Consider the following 15346-nt stretch of genomic DNA (forward strand, 5'->3'; position numbering starts at 1 on the left):
CTTACGCCACCCATTGAGAAATACTAAATAACAAAATCACCGCCAACCATAAAATCGCCGCACGCCACACCAGCGCCACCGCGCTGCTTAAATAATCAGGGTTAGCCGACTCGCCAACACCCAATTCGGGGCGATATTTCACCGTATGATCTTGATGCAAGGCTTCGCCCAAACGAACCCCCAAAGCGCCAGCGGCAGAGGCCAATAAAATACCGTAATCTTGATCCATCCATTGCTGCGCCTGTGAGCGCCAGCAGTAAACCGCGTCTTCAAAATTGCCCACCACGGCAAATGAAATCGCTGCCAAACGAATCGGAATAAAATCCAAAATATCCATCACACCATCGGCAAAGCGGCCAAACACATCTCCGTGTCCACCCCATTTTTGCTGCAATAAACACGCCGCGCGGTAAGCCACAGCACCAGCAGGACCGGCAATCCACGCCAAAGCAACAAACCAAAAAATCGTCCCAAACACATAGCGATAAGAATCAATCACTCCTTGCTCAATCGTCAAACGTGCCACTTCATCTTCATTGAGCTCTGAGGTCGATTGTCCTGTCCAATCTCCCAGCATACTGCGCGCAGTATTCAGATCATCGGCCTGCAATGCTTTGGAGATTTTGGTGAAAGCATGGCTAAACTGGCGAAAGCCCATCGTAAAATATAAAATCAATACATCCCAAGCAATCGCCAAGAACACGTTATAACGCAACAAAAACCAATACCCACCCGCAGTAATCGCCACCAGCGGCACCACAGCGAGCAGCCAGGCATATACCCCATTGCGATACTCACCCGCATTGAGATTACGCCCCATGCCATTGGCGGTGCGAATAAAACCCAAATACAGTGGATTACGACTGCTAATCGGCCGAAGTTGCTCTAACAGCAACGCTAAAATCAAAGACAAAATACTCATAAACTTAATCCTAAATTGCGCCCAAGCTAAAAAAATCAGCTCATAGCCGTACATACTTTATGTTTCAAAGATAACATAGAGCCCTTGCGAGCAGAAACAATAAAGACAGCTCTTGAAAAAGCACACCACAGTGCCATATCGTCAATACCACCCTCAACTGGAGAAACACATGGAACATCAACTTCCTGCACTGCCTTACGCACAAGATGCTTTAGCACCATATATGTCAGCTGAAACTTTGTCTTATCACTATGGCAAACATCACCAAACTTATATTACCAATCTCAACAACCTCATCAAAGGCACCGACAACGAAAACAAGTCGCTTGAAGAGATTGTAAAAACGGCACCCGCAGGTGGCTTATATAATAACGCCGCACAAACTTGGAACCACACTTTCTTTTGGTTTGGCTTTGCACCTAACCCAACTGGCGAAGATCGTGCACCTGCAGGCGCATTGGCCGATGCCATTGCCGCTAAATGGGGCTCATTGGATGAATTCAAAAAAGCCTTCAATGCATCAGCAGCCGGCAACTTTGGTTCAGGCTGGACTTGGTTAGTTAAAAAAGCCGACGGTTCACTCGATATTTTGAATACTGGCGCAGCAGGCACCCCACTCACTACTGGCGAAACAGCACTGTTGACCTGTGACGTTTGGGAACACGCTTACTACATCGATTACCGTAACAGCCGTCCAAACTACCTAGAAGGTTTCTGGAAACTGGTTGACTGGAATGTGGTTGCAGAGCGTTTAGCCGCATAAAGATCAGCAACAGCTGAGCAATATGTCAGCTTTTGTATACAGATTTAAAAAAAGACGATCACGCGATCGTCTTTTTTTTCGCCGGAGGCCGACGCACAAAAAAAAAGCAAAAAAAACACTGCAAAATCGATTCAATTGGTATTTATCCTTATATTTCAAAGGCATTCGCCTAACCCATTCCGCACCACATTGCAGCGCAATAATTAGCATGTCATGATATGCAGCACCAATCATTTCAAACACCTTTGTTTTTCTTACTCAACATTTAAGACTATGAATTTAAACTGTTTTTAAATCCATTCACTGAGTTGACAAGACAAATGTAGTTTGAGAAATTAGCGCTACGAAACGTAACAGCCGCGAAAGCAAATGCAATTCGCAGCAAAGATTACGTGCGATGACTGGTATTAAGCAAAACAAAATCCAGCGTCCACAATGCACCGAGTGTACGAGCCAAAAAACCAATAACAAACAGGGGCTACTCGTAGTGTGCTCGGCGCAAACCCTGTTTTGAAGACCATGCACCTCACAGTGCAATTGAAATTCTTACCAAACAAATGATGGATGAGAGGAAATATCAAATGAACTTCCGTTTAGCCGCAATCCCAGCAGCCATTGCCTTTGTCTCAATCAGCGCCTTTGCTGCTGATGCATGGAATAGCGCAACCGCCTATTCAGGTGGCGCCGTTGTCACTTACTCCGGCAACACGTACAAAGCAAAATGGTGGACTCAAGGCAATGTACCGGGGACAGAACAATGGGGTCCTTGGGAAGCAACCGGTACTGCACCCACCACATCACCGAGCACAGCACCAACAACCGCCCCAACAGCAACGCCAAGCACTGCACCAGGCGCATGCACTAGCGCAGAGTGGAATTCAAGCGCTGTTTACACCGGTGGCAACTTAGTCAGCTACAACAACCGTAGTTACAAAGCCAAATGGTGGACTCAAGGCAACGCACCAGGCAGCAATGATGTTTGGCAAGACATGGGCGCATGTGGCACGACCACGCCAACACCAACACCAACTGCGACAGCAACCGCAACACCAACTGCAACTGCAACACCAACTGCAACACCAACCGCAACACCAACTGCGACACCAACTGCAACGCCAACGGCTACACCAACTGCAACGCCAACGGCTACACCAACCGCGTCTGCAACACCTGTGCCACCAACGGGTGCAAAACAAGTCGGTACTTATTTTGCAGAATGGTCAATTTACGGCCGTCAGTTCTACCTCAAAAACATGCAAGACAGTGGTCAAGCGGCCAAGTTGACGTTCTTGAACTATTCATTCGGCAATGTCTACAACCGTGGCGGCAAATACGTTTGCGATGCCACGGTTAATAAAGCTGAAGCCGGCGACCAAGATGGTGGTGATGCATGGGCGGTTTACCAAAAAGGCTTTGGTGCCGGTGAATCAGTCGATGGCGTTGCCGATAAATACGGTTGGGATCAATGGGATGATCCTCGCCAAGGCAAAGCCGGTCCGCTTAAAGGCAATTTAAATCAGCTGAAAAAACTTAAAGCTAAAAACCCGAACTTGAAAACTTTAATTTCATTGGGTGGCTGGAGTTGGTCGAAATGGTTCTCTGCAGCTGCGGCAACACCAGAACTACGCCAAGCTCTAGTCAGCTCGTGTATTGATGTGTGGATTAAAGGTAATATTCCATTCGATTCAGGCTCAAATGCCGGTGGTTCTTACGTTGATCCAGCCACAGGCAAAACCGTCAATTCTGCTGAAGGCGTGTTTGACGGGATTGATATCGACTGGGAATACCCAGGTGTACAAGGGTTCGGCACCAACATTGTTTCACCAGCCGATAAGCACAACAACACCTTGTTGATGCAAGAATTCCGCAAGCAATTGGATGCGTTGAGCAAAACCACCGGCAAGAAATACTTGTTAACCGTCGCCATTGGGGCCGGTGATGAGAAAATCGCCGCAACAGAACCAGCCGAATACAGCAAATACCTCGATTGGATCAACATCATGTCGTACGACTATCACGGCGCCTGGGATGCACAAGGTCCAACCGACTTCCAATCAAACCTGTACCAAGATCCAGCCAGCCCTCACACGGTTGATCCTGCAACTGGCAAAGTCAGCAAGTACTACACTGACGCAGCAGTGAAAGATCTGATTGCCCGTGGTACACCAGCGGCGAAACTACACATTGGCGTGCCATTTTATGGCCGTGGTTGGACTGGCGTGAAAAACGTCAACAATGGTCTATATCAAACCGCAACTGGCGCAGCCAAAGGCACGTATGAAGCTGGTATTGAAGACTACAAAGTACTGAAAAACGCACCAGGTACTGAGTACATTCATCCAGTAACGCAACAAACCTATCGCTTTGATGGCTCAACTTTCTGGTCTTACGACACGCCTCGTGATATCAAACTTAAAGCTGACTATGCCAATAAAATGGGCCTAGGCGGTATCTTTAGCTGGGAAGCCGATGGCGATACCGCCAACGGTGAACTGGTTGAAGCGATGACGCATATCAACAAATAAAATACAGTTGTAAAGATTGAGCCCCACTGTTTAAGTGGGGTTTTTTTATCGCCAAATCCACAATAATTACACCAAACAAACAAAAATTGAACGAGTGATGAAATGATGCAAAAAATCCGGAAAACCAAGCAAATACAAGCCTTCGCCGCCCGCACACCCGCCATAAAAACCCTTGCTCCAGTGGCCTTTAAGCTTTAGCATGTTGCTCTACAGGGAATCAATCCACCGCATCTCGTACGATAAAACTTAAACCGAGATTGAAGATGAAAACGCAATATTTCTTACATAAAACAAATGGCTTCACGCTACTAGAATTACTCGTAGTACTTCTGATTATTGCGCTGCTGGCTGGCTATGTCGGCCCCAAACTGTTTGGTGAAGTTGGCAAAGCCAAAACCAAAACCGCAGCCAGCCAAATGAAATCCATCGCCGGAGCATTGGATCAATATCGCCTCGACACCGGCCGCTACCCAAGCACTGAATTGGGCCTCAATAGCTTAACTAAAAAACCGGCTGACGAAAGCAAATGGAGCGGCCCTTACCTGATGAAGGATGCCCCCAACGATCCTTGGGACAAGCCTTACATTTACACCATTCCGGGTGAAAATGGTCATGACTACGAATTAAAAAGTTATGGCTTAGATGGTAAACCGGGTGGTAGCGGCGAAGACGCTGATATCAGCTACTGGTAAACCATGCGTTATCAAGTTAAAGCCCTCAGCGCAGGCCAACTGCGCCAGATGACGCTGGATGCCGCCAACGTAGACGACCTGCGTGCACGGCTGTTAGAGCAAGGTTTGCAACTGGTGAGTTTTAAGGCTGAACGCACCTTCAGCCTGTCTTTGGGCAAGAGTGAATTTCAAGTTTCACTCTTCACCCAAGAGCTGATTGCACTGCTCGAAGCGGGTTTAACGCTGGTTGAAGCGATGGAAACGCTGAAAGAAAAAAGCAGCCACGACCAAAACCGCACTGTACTCACCAGCATGATCGAAGGCTTATACCAAGGCTTACCGTTATCCAAAGTACTGGCGCAAATGCCGAATTCATTCCCACCGCTGTACATTGCCAGCGTGGCATCGGCAGAAAAAACCGGCCATTTAGCCGATGCCTTAAAACGCTATCATCACTACGAAACGCGCTTAAGCGCCGTCAAAAAAAAGGTCGTCGCCTCCTTGATTTACCCGATGGTGGTGATTGGCATAGGCGGCAGCATTATGCTGTTTTTGCTGTTTTATGTGATTCCCAAATTTAGCCAAATTTACGCCTCAATGAAAAACCTGCCCTTCGCCGCGCAAATGATGCTGTGGTGGGGCGACTTGGTGCATCAGCACGGCCAAGCGATGTTTTTACTCATCATCACCGGCGTGATCGCCATGGTGATGGCATTTCGCACGCAAGCCATGCAAACGATGTTGCTGACCCTATTTTGGAAACTACCGCGACTGGAAGAATATCGGCGCTTATTTGCGTTAACCCGCTTTTATCGCACCGTGGGGCTCTTGCTTTCGGGGGGATTGAATTTGGTGGCGGCATTGGAATTGGCGGCACAATTATTGCCAAACAGCATGCGCTTTGCGCTGTCACAAGCGATTATCGACATCAAATCAGGCCAGCAACTGTCCAATACGCTCGCCAAATACCAGCTGACGACGCCGGTATCGGAACGTCTATTACGCGTTGGTGAACAAAGCGGTGAGCTGGCCACGATGATCGAGCGCGCGGCGCAATTTTGTGATGAAGAACTCGATCGGGCGATTGAAATGTTTACGCGTTTGTTCGAGCCGATTTTGATGTTACTGATTGGGATACTGATTGGGGGCATTGTCTTTTTGCTTTATATGCCGATTTTTGAGTTGGCCGGGAATATGCAATGATTACGCTCGATTTGATTCAGCATTTGCGAGCCACTCGCGGCGATCAGCCCTTGCCGCTGCTATTGCAACAATCACTTGGCCTAAATAATGAGGCGTATCTGCTTGCAGTCAGCGGCTACCTTGGCCTGCCAGCCATTACCTCACTAGAACTTAAAGCACTCAAGCCACGCTATGATCTACTCGCCTTTGGCGATGCCGTTGCCCATCAGTGCCTGTTGGCTGAAATCCCGCAGCATGGCTACGTGCTCATTTTATCGGACCCATTTAGCCCGGTCGTTCGCAACTGGGCCCAGCAAAAAATCAGCGTGGCTTTTCGCGTGGCGTTTGCGCTGTTTGATGATTTGCAGCAGTACTTTAATACCTATGAAACCTCGCACCGCGCGATGGATCAAATGGCGGTCGGTGAAAACCAAGAAAGTAATAAAGAAGACATTACCGAGATCACCTTAACGACGCTATCGCAAGACGCCAAACCCGTCGTCAAACTAGTTAACTCCACACTGTACGACGCCCTTAAAGCCAAAGCGTCCGATATCCATATGGAAACCACGCCACAAGGCATGACCATTAAATACCGCATTGACGGTGTTTTGCTGCATGCCGGCGGCGTGACCGGTGCTGAAATGGCCGAGCAGATCATTTCGCGGATTAAAGTCTTGGCCGAATTGGATATTTCTGAGCATCGCGTGCCACAAGACGGACGCTTTAAAGCCAAGGTGAATCATCGCGATGTGGATTTTCGCGTGTCGATCATGCCGTCAATTCATGGCGAAGATGCCGTGTTGCGTATTTTGGATAAACAAGGCGGCGGCGATACATTCAAAGCATTACGCCTTGAAACGCTAGGCCATGAAGCGCAAACCATGGCCGCCATTCGCTCGCTTTCGCATGAGCCGTATGGCTTGCTACTGGTGACTGGGCCAACCGGTTCAGGTAAATCGACCACGCTGTATGCCACACTCTCTGAAATCAATCATGGCGAAGAAAAAATCATCACCATTGAAGATCCGGTTGAGTATCAACTACCCGGCGTATTGCAGATTCCAGTGAATGATAAAAAAGGGCTTACTTTTGCCCGTGGCTTGCGCTCCATTTTGCGCCATGACCCCGACAAGATTTTAGTCGGCGAGATTCGTGATGGCGAAACCGCCAATATTGCCGTCCAAGCGGCGCTCACCGGCCATTTGGTACTGACCTCGGTGCATGCCAACAATGCGTTCTCAGTGATTGATCGTTTTATTCATATGGGTGTTGAACCCAATAGCTTTGTCGATGCGCTGATTGGCGTGGTCGCGCAGCGTTTAATTCGCAAAGTCTGCTCGCACTGTGTGGGTGATGATCAACCCGAGCTGGAATTACTCGCCGCATCGGGTTTAACCCGCCAACAAGTGAATACTTGGACTTTTCGCAAAGGTAGCGGCTGCCCCGCTTGCCGCAATACCGGTTATTTAGGCCGTAAAGCCATTGCCGAAGTGTTGCGACTGGATGATGAACTCAAGCAAGCGATTGCCAAACACGCGCCAGCGGTCGAGCTCAAACAAATTGCCCTGAGCAATGGCTTTATTTCGATGCGCCAAATTGCCCTTAACGCCGTTGCCCGCGGCGAAACCACACTACAGGAAATCAACCGTGTCACCTTTGTGGATTAAGCATTGTGCATGGTTTAGCAAACAGCGCATTCGAATGGCCAGTCGGCATTGGAGTGGCAACGTACTGGCACGCCAGCGTGCCAGCCTCGATCCTTCGTCCGACCTACTGGTCAATCGCTTTCAAGAGTTGCTCAATCAAGTGCCACGTGGCCGATTGGGATACGATCAAATCGACCTGATTTTAGGCTCGCCGTGGGTGCGCTATGTGTGTTTACCTTGGCAAGACGGTTTAAATTACCAGCGCGATTGGGAAAGCTATGCCCGCTTATTGCTGGCCCAAAATTATGGCGTCAGTAGCGAATCGTGGCGGATACGCATTGCGCCAGGCGGATATGGCGAGCCACGCATTGCCGCCGCTTTTGATGAAGGGCTATACCAAACGCTGCTGGAACTATGCCGCGCCAGCAAAATGAAACTCGGTAAAATCGAGCCTTTATTCACGACGGCAGTCAATCAACATCAGCGGCAATTAAAAGACTCAGAACATGCCTTGGTCATACTGGAAACTGGCCATGCCTTAATTGGCTTTTATCGCCAGCAAGCTTGGCAAGGGATTATCTCTTTGCCGATACAGCTTGACCATGACAGCCCAGAAAATCACACCTTATCGCTGGCCGCCTTGGTGCGCGAAGCGGCGGTGTTAAGCGAGCAGTTTTTACCCAAGCATATTTATCTCACCTCATCTGAATTCACGCTGCGTAGTATTAAATCAGCTGATTTTGACTTTGAATGGCTCGGCGCCGTGCAGCCGCTATTTATTACAGGGGATGCCAGCCAATGAAAAAACTGCAACTGGATTTTCATTTACGCCCCGCCCAAACGCCTTGGCTGGGTCTATTACTGTGCGTGCTTGGCGTGATCGCCGTACTGTGGGTGATGACGCAAATTGACGTTACCAAAGAGCAAAAAAATCAACTCGAATTGCAAGAAGACAACATCGCACTGCGGATCAAGCAGCGCGATAGCAAAGTCAAAGCCGAACTCAATGCCTCACCGATTTCGGCCAAGGTCGAAAAAATCCGCCGTGATCAATTACTGAGTAATGCCCCAGCATTTGATCTATTAGAGCGCGTTTGGGAACAAAACATCGCTTTTAGTCGGTTGGAAATCGCCACCGTTGAGCGTGATATCAAAATGGATTTAGAAGCCAAATCACTCAATGACGTCTTACTGTTGGTCGATCGCTTTGAAGCCGCGCCAGCCACCAAACACGTCACCCTCGCGCGCAATAGCTTAAAAATCGGCGACCCCAATCGACCTGCCGTCGCAGCGATTGAAGTGTTATGGCTAGCCGATCCCGCTGTGCCCAGTAACACGAGCAGCACCGCCAGCCGTCCTAGCGTGCATTCAGCCAGTGCCGCATCGGGAGTGCATTGATGACTAAAGCACAATTATTTTGGTATTTACGCCTCATCCCTCGCTACTCGGGCATATTGGGTATTGCCGGCTTAGCCTTACTAGGCTTTGCCTTGCTGCTCTATACCCAAGAATTAAAACCGTATCAGCGCGATTTAATCGATAGAGAAAATACTTTAACGCAGCGCTTTCAACAATTGCGCGTATCCGCAGTGGCCAGCAGCGCTAGCGAAGCCCTGCCTAAGCTCAATCGCAGCGATACTTTTACGTTTTTTTTACGCGCGCTGAATGCGCTGGCGGCCAAAAATCAAATTGTGATCACGCAAGTCGATTACAAAAATCAATTTGAGGCCGATGGCAAATTGCAGCGCTATAGCCTGCAATTTCCTGCCAATGCGCGCTATATGCAAATTCGCCGCTTTATGCTGGAACTACAAACCATACCCGGCGTGCGCATTGAAACGGTCAACCTGCAACGCCAGCAAATTTCCGACGATCAAATCGCACTGCAAATTCAACTGTCGTATTTGACGCAGGCCCAATAATGCTCTCTCGTCCAATGCAATACCTGCTCGGTGCCACCTTAGCCATCACTGCCTATACCTTCTGGCAAGAGCGCACTGAACCTCAATTAGATAGCACGGCCAAACCGGCAGCGCGGCGCACACTGGCGACTGAAATACGCAGCGCCTCGATGCCAAGCACGGCAGCCAGTCAAGCCAGTGCCACGGCGTCCGGCGTCAGCATTGCCGATTTATTTCCTAAGCAATCCTGGGTTCCACCGCCACCGCCGCCCACCAAGCCGCCTGCGCCCACCCCGACACCGATTCCAGTGGCCCCGGCGATGCCGTTTGTGGTGACCGCGACATGGTTAGAAAAAAACAGCTTATACGTCGTCGTTGAAGCGCAAGGGCAATCCATCGTGCTCTGTAGCCAATGCGATACTTTAGGCCGAATACAACCGGGCGAAAGCCTACTTGGCAGTTACCGCCTCGATAAAATGAGTCCTACTATGCTGACGTTTACCTATTTGCCACTCAATCAGCAACAAACTCTGTCAATGGGAGGCGCACTGTGAAACGAGCACTGATGTCCTCAATTATTTCGGTGGCCTTTTTAGCCGGCTGTGCCGCCGATATGGCGCGCTATAAAGCGGAAAATCTAATCCAAGACGAAGGTAATCCAGAAGCCGCACTCAAAGTATTGCAAGCCCAAATGGCCAGCAGCCCCGCCGATTTAAAGCTGAGAATGGCGTATCAAACTAATTTGCAGCAGTATTTGGCCCGCTTACAAGTAGAAGGCGATCAAGCGCGTTCACGCGGCGATACCGCATTGGCGATGGGGCGTTACCAGCAAATTTTAAGCTGGGATAGCAATAACGATCGCGCTCGTGAAGGGATTCGTTTGATTGAGATCGGTATTCGTCATCACTCAATGCTCAAATACGCTCAGGAAATCAAAGACAGCCGCCCGGATGAATCACTGAATTTAGTGCTGCAAATCTTGGCGGACAATCCCCGCAATGTGCCTGCGCAAGTGCTGCGCAACGAAGTAGAAAGCCGTAAAGCGCGGGAAGTCAATCTGCGCCCCGCTTTGGCGCAAGCCCTGAAAAGCCCGATTTCGCTGCAGTTTCGCGATCAAAGCATGATGAGCGTGTTTGATATTATTTCGCGCATTGGCAAGGTTAATTTTATCTTTGATAAAGACGTCGCCCCCAATTTAAAAACCACGATTTACGCCCGCGACACCACCGTCGAAGACGTGATTAATCTGATTTTGGCGACCAATCAACTGGATAAAAAAATCCTCAATGACAACACGATTCTGATTTATCCCAAACGGCCAGATAAAGATCGTGATTACAAAGACATGGTGATGCGCACCTTCTATTTGTCCAATGCCGACCCCAAGCAAGTGCTGTCGATGATCAAGCAAATGATCAAAACGCGTGACGTGTATATCGACGAGCGCCTGTCGATGTTGGTGATGCGCGATACTCCCGAAGCCATTGCGGTGGCTGAGCGCTTGATCGCAGCGCAAGATATTCCGCAGTCTGAAGTCTTGATGGATGTTGAAGTGCTTGAAGTGAGTAATAGTGACGTGCTCGATCTGGGGATTCAATACCCGAATTCCATCAGTGCCACGGTGTATGGCAATGCAATCGGTGCTGCACCTATCGTCACGACCAATACCGTCGGCAATATCACCACGCAGACGACCAGCAACAACAGCAAAATTGCCGGCTCGGTCACGCTGGCTCAAATTGGTAATCTGAATAAAGGCGATGTGCTGGTTAATCTAGGCTCGCCGACGGTGACGGCCAATTTCTTGCAAAGCAAGGGCAAAACCAATATTTTGGCCAACCCGAAAATTCGGGTTAAAAATCGTGAAAAAGCCAAAATCCTCATTGGCGATCGCGTTCCGGTAGTCACCACCACGGTGTCCAATGGCACCAGCACCGAAAACGTCAATTACCAAGACGTGGGTTTAACGCTCAATGTTGAGCCGGTACTGACGATTGACAATGAAATCAGCGTAAAAGTCACGCTCGAAGTCTCCAATATTGTTAAAACCATTCCGACCAAATCGGGGCTGTTGGTTTACCAAATTGGTACGCGTCGCGCCGAGACCAATATGAGTGCGCGTGATGGTGAAACCCAAGTCTTAGCGGGGCTGTTGTCGCGCCAAGAAGCTGAAACTGGCTCGGGCTTACCGTTCCTGAGTTCTTTACCGGTGCTGGATCGAATTTTTGGTACCAATAAAACCGAGAAGAGCAAAACCGAAATCATTTTGTTAATTACGCCAAGAGTCGTGCGATCTTTGCCGATTCCAGCCTCGTATATCACCAATTTTGAAAGCGGTACCGAAGGCAGTATCAGCACCGACCCGTTGCGTCTGCGCAATGCATCGACGGTGTTAATCAATAGCCAAGGCGGCTCGCCTGCGCCGTATATTCCACCAGCACCGGCACCGGCGCCAGAACCTCAACCGCAACCGCAACAACAGCCCGCACCGGCAACACCAACTGAAGCCACACCGCCAGCGCCAACGCCTGTCCCACGGGGTGGCGGTATGGGTCGTCGATAATGCGGTTTTCTGCTGGATTTACGCTAATTGAATTGATGGTGACGTTGACCATTCTGGCGGTACTTGCGACCGTGGCTTTGCCATTGTCGCAAGTGGCGGCAACGCGCAATCGAGAAGACGATTTGCGCCGCGCGCTCTGGCAAATTCGCAATGGCATCGATCAATACAAAGCGGCAGTCGATGCCGGCCGCGTGAATAAATCACTCGATGAATCGGGCTTTCCGCCCACGCTAGACACCCTGGTGGACGGCGCTAAAGATTTAAAAGACCCAGCGGGGAAAAAAATCTATTTTTTACGCCGCTTACCGCGTGACCCATTTTGCGATTGCCCAAGTAAAAGCAATGCCCAAACTTGGGGCCTACGCAGTTATGCCAGTCCACCCGAAGCGCCAGCGGAAGGCCGCGACGTGTATGATATCTACTCAAATTCGACGCAAACGGGTCTAAGTGGAGTGCCATATCGTGAGTGGTAAGCAAAGCCGAGGCTTTACGCTGATTGAACTTTTGGTGGTGCTAGCGATTATGGCTAGCCTATTGACGCTGGTCGTGCCGCGCTATTTTCAGCAAACCGACCGCGCGCAAGAAACCGTGCTCAAGCACAATCTGGTCGCGGTGCGCGATGGAATTGATAAATTTTATGCCGATACGGGCCGCTATCCGAATAATCTAGACGAATTGGTCAGCCGCAAATATTTGCGCGAAGCGCCGCTCGACCCGATCACCAGTCGCCGTGATTCATGGCTGATTGTGCCGCCCGAAACCGGTACTGGCGTTTACGATTTAAAAAGTGGTGCTCAAGGCACAGCCAACGATGGCACCCAGTACAACACTTGGTAAGCGCGTGACAACGCGCCGCCTGCCGCATCGCCCACAGCAAGGATTTGCCTATGTTTGGGCCTTGATGTTGGTCTTAATTATGGGGATTTACCTGGCGCAAGTCGGTGAAGCGTGGCAAAACCGCATTCAGCGCAGCAAAGAAGAAGAACTGATGCGCGTCGGCAATGAAATTCGCCTCGCCATCAAGCAATACAGCGAGCAAAACAGCGCCGCTGGCCTGCAATACCCCAAAACGCTGCAAGATTTAGTGCAAGACCCGCGAGTGCCCTTCCCTCGGCGCTATTTGCGTAAAGCGTATAAAGACCCCATTACGGGCGGCGATTGGCTAATGATTGGCGGCCCCGGCGGCGGCTTTATGGGCGTGCAAAGTCCATCATTGCAAAAACCGCTCAAAAACGATCACTTTATCCAAGAAAATGCCAGTTTTAAAGACGCCAAGTCTTACCAAGACTGGCGCTTTGCCCACTGGCCGAATCAAGGTGGCGGCCGAAAATAAACCCGTCACGTTGATGGGAAAAAACCGCGCAAACGCGACGGCTTAACTCTAAGTCCACACCCCTAAGACTTTAACTCAAGCTTGTTGCGACTTGAATTGAGCTATGGCGTGATCAAGCGCTGACTTGGGCCTTGGCGTTTCAAGCCCAAGCTGGCGCTGTATTGCTTCATTCAATCTCAAAGCTCTACCAATAGGTATTGACCACTAGCCTTTAGCTTAAATGACCTAGCGGCCAATACCCAATTAGGCGTGGCAATGTTCAAATTTGGTGTTGATGCTGTGCCGCGCTCGTCGAGCTGGGGCTTAAAAACCCGTTCAAGCGCACCGAGTGAGGAGAGAGACAAACAGTTTTATCGTTTGGCTCACGATCGATCGAGGGCACAGCGGAGCTGGGCGCGCTCGGGTCGCCTTTCTTTTCCCCTATTTTCTTTGGCGAGACAAAGAAAATAAGGTCCCCGTCGCGGACTGCGACTGTAAACAGCCGTGCCGCAGGCACTTAAAACCATCAACACGTAATCTGAACATTGCCTTAGGCGTAATAGCGTTGCGAGAATTCCAGCATCCGCTCAATTGGTAAGCGTGCTGCTTCCATATCGCTGGCAGTCAGATAATCAATCTCGGTGCCCTGCCCCGCTTGGGCGCGTTTCACCGCCTCAATTGTATTCATTTTCATATACGGGCAAGAATTACACTGGCAACCGGCATAAATCGGCGCTTGCTCGATGGTTAGATCCGGTCGCGCCAAGCGCATATTGTACAAAATGCCATCTTCAGTCGCGACGAAGATCACGCCATCGGGCTCTTGGTCATACGCTTTAATCCAGTTCAACATGCCTGAGGTCGAACCGACGTAATCAGCTTGCTGCAGCACTGGCAACGGGCTTTCAGGATGGGCAATCAAGTATTTGGCGGTGCTGCACGCAGCAAATGCTTCATCGAGCGCCGCTTGGTTAAACTTATCATGCACTTCACACACCGCCGACCATAAAGGCATATCGTAGCCGTGCTGGAAGTTCAAATACGCGCCCATATTCCGATCTGGCGAGAAAATAACTTTTTTACCTTCGGCATACAAATGCGCAATGATGTCATCCACATTGCGGCTGGTGACGATCCAGTCCGACAACGCTTTGTGTTCGGCCGAGCTATTGATATACGACACATGCACATGATCAGGATACGATTCACGCCAAGCTTTCAGCGCGCTCACATCGGTTTGCGTTACCAAAGAACAGGTAGAACCGGCATCGGGCAAAATCACTTTGGCATTCGGATTCAAAATCTTGGCGGTTTCCGCCATAAAACGCACACCGGCAAACACAATAATATCGGCGTCGGCATCGCGAGCAAACAACGACAATTCCAAACTATCGCCAACCTTATCCGCCATTTGCTGGATTTCAGGCTGGGTATAATAATGAGCAAGCGTCACAACGCGTGGCATGGGACTATCCTTAAGCAAGCTACAAAAAGTAAAAGCGATGCAGTCAATACATCGTCATCAATACGCCAATCTTACCATGCCTGCCGCCCGCTTTTTTGCCAGAAATGCAGGGGCCCGCACGATTATTTCGCAATTGGGTAGAAAAATATTACAGTTCCTCTTGACAGCTTGATCGCCCTTGTCCATAATTCGCCTCCTCTGCAAATCACATCGATCTGCAGACACGGATGCGGGATTAGCTCAGTTGGTAGAGCGATACCTTGCCAAGGTATAGGTCGAGAGTTCGAGTCTCTTATCCCGCTCCAAAAAATGGCGTAGTACACAGCATCAGCAGTATCGATGCGGGATTAGCTCAGTTGGTAGAGCGATACCTTGCCAAGGTATAGGTCGAGA

Annotated in this window: 15 protein-coding genes and 1 tRNA gene; 14 read left to right on the forward strand and 2 right to left on the reverse strand. The window is 49.8% G+C overall.

Annotated elements, in window-relative coordinates:
- Position 1 precedes the first annotated feature (1 nt).
- The gene (locus Q0V82_RS09570) at positions 2–922 is read right to left on the reverse strand and encodes a CobD/CbiB family protein (RefSeq protein WP_297575151.1); all 921 of its coding nucleotides are present in this window, start codon (positions 920–922) and stop codon (positions 2–4) included.
- A gap of 169 nt (positions 923–1091) precedes the next feature.
- Between Q0V82_RS09570 and Q0V82_RS09575 the strand changes: the two genes are divergently transcribed.
- The 13 genes from Q0V82_RS09575 (at position 1092) to Q0V82_RS09635 (ending at position 13509) form a co-directional block, all read left to right on the forward strand.
- The gene (locus tag Q0V82_RS09575; protein ID WP_297575153.1) at positions 1092–1685 is read left to right on the forward strand and encodes a superoxide dismutase; all 594 of its coding nucleotides are present in this window, start codon (positions 1092–1094) and stop codon (positions 1683–1685) included.
- Between the two features lie 581 nt (positions 1686–2266).
- Positions 2267–4210, forward strand: coding sequence for a glycosyl hydrolase family 18 protein (locus tag Q0V82_RS09580; protein WP_297575155.1), 1944 nt, complete (start codon positions 2267–2269; stop codon positions 4208–4210).
- Between the two features lie 263 nt (positions 4211–4473).
- Entirely contained in the window at positions 4474–4902 is a 429-nt protein-coding gene (gspG, locus tag Q0V82_RS09585; RefSeq protein WP_297575157.1) for a type II secretion system major pseudopilin GspG, read from the forward strand.
- Between the two features lie 3 nt (positions 4903–4905).
- Positions 4906–6084, forward strand: coding sequence for a type II secretion system F family protein (locus Q0V82_RS09590; RefSeq protein WP_297575158.1), 1179 nt, complete (start codon positions 4906–4908; stop codon positions 6082–6084).
- Positions 6081–7733, forward strand: coding sequence for a GspE/PulE family protein (locus tag Q0V82_RS09595; RefSeq protein ID WP_297575159.1), 1653 nt, complete (start codon positions 6081–6083; stop codon positions 7731–7733). Before Q0V82_RS09590 ends, Q0V82_RS09595 begins: the two co-directional genes overlap by 4 nt.
- Positions 7714–8514 carry a hypothetical protein gene (locus Q0V82_RS09600; RefSeq protein ID WP_297575162.1) on the forward strand — a complete coding sequence of 267 codons (801 nt, stop codon included), beginning with the start codon at positions 7714–7716 and terminating at the stop codon, positions 8512–8514. The genes Q0V82_RS09595 and Q0V82_RS09600 overlap by 20 nt, the downstream gene beginning before the upstream one ends.
- The gene (locus Q0V82_RS09605) at positions 8511–9110 is read left to right on the forward strand and encodes a hypothetical protein (protein WP_297575164.1); all 600 of its coding nucleotides are present in this window, start codon (positions 8511–8513) and stop codon (positions 9108–9110) included. The genes Q0V82_RS09600 and Q0V82_RS09605 overlap by 4 nt, the downstream gene beginning before the upstream one ends.
- Positions 9110–9634 carry a hypothetical protein gene (locus Q0V82_RS09610; RefSeq protein ID WP_297575165.1) on the forward strand — a complete coding sequence of 175 codons (525 nt, stop codon included), beginning with the start codon at positions 9110–9112 and terminating at the stop codon, positions 9632–9634. Before Q0V82_RS09605 ends, Q0V82_RS09610 begins: the two co-directional genes overlap by 1 nt.
- Positions 9634–10167, forward strand: coding sequence for a hypothetical protein (locus Q0V82_RS09615; protein ID WP_297575168.1), 534 nt, complete (start codon positions 9634–9636; stop codon positions 10165–10167). Before Q0V82_RS09610 ends, Q0V82_RS09615 begins: the two co-directional genes overlap by 1 nt.
- An 11-nt stretch (positions 10168–10178) precedes the next feature.
- Positions 10179–12176 carry a secretin N-terminal domain-containing protein gene (locus Q0V82_RS09620; protein WP_297575170.1) on the forward strand — a complete coding sequence of 666 codons (1998 nt, stop codon included), beginning with the start codon at positions 10179–10181 and terminating at the stop codon, positions 12174–12176.
- On the forward strand, positions 12176–12649 hold the full coding sequence (locus tag Q0V82_RS09625; protein ID WP_297575171.1) for a type II secretion system protein: 474 nt from the start codon (positions 12176–12178) through the stop codon (positions 12647–12649). The genes Q0V82_RS09620 and Q0V82_RS09625 overlap by 1 nt, the downstream gene beginning before the upstream one ends.
- Positions 12639–13013 carry a type II secretion system protein gene (locus Q0V82_RS09630; RefSeq protein ID WP_297575173.1) on the forward strand — a complete coding sequence of 125 codons (375 nt, stop codon included), beginning with the start codon at positions 12639–12641 and terminating at the stop codon, positions 13011–13013. The genes Q0V82_RS09625 and Q0V82_RS09630 overlap by 11 nt, the downstream gene beginning before the upstream one ends.
- Entirely contained in the window at positions 12988–13509 is a 522-nt protein-coding gene (locus Q0V82_RS09635) for a type II secretion system protein (RefSeq protein ID WP_297575176.1), read from the forward strand. The genes Q0V82_RS09630 and Q0V82_RS09635 overlap by 26 nt, the downstream gene beginning before the upstream one ends.
- 529 nt (positions 13510–14038) lie before the next feature.
- Here the strand turns inward: Q0V82_RS09635 and nadA are convergent.
- Positions 14039–14953: a quinolinate synthase NadA gene (nadA, locus tag Q0V82_RS09640; RefSeq protein ID WP_297575179.1), complete on the reverse strand. Its 915-nt coding sequence runs from the start codon at positions 14951–14953 to the stop codon at positions 14039–14041.
- A gap of 229 nt (positions 14954–15182) precedes the next feature.
- Between nadA and Q0V82_RS09645 the strand changes: the two genes are divergently transcribed.
- A tRNA-Gly gene (locus Q0V82_RS09645) sits at positions 15183–15258 on the forward strand.
- The last annotated feature ends 88 nt before the right edge of the window (positions 15259–15346 follow it).

The sequence above is a fragment of the uncultured Deefgea sp. genome (genome assembly GCF_947072475.1).
Taxonomy (GTDB): Bacteria; Pseudomonadota; Gammaproteobacteria; order Burkholderiales; family Chitinibacteraceae; genus Deefgea.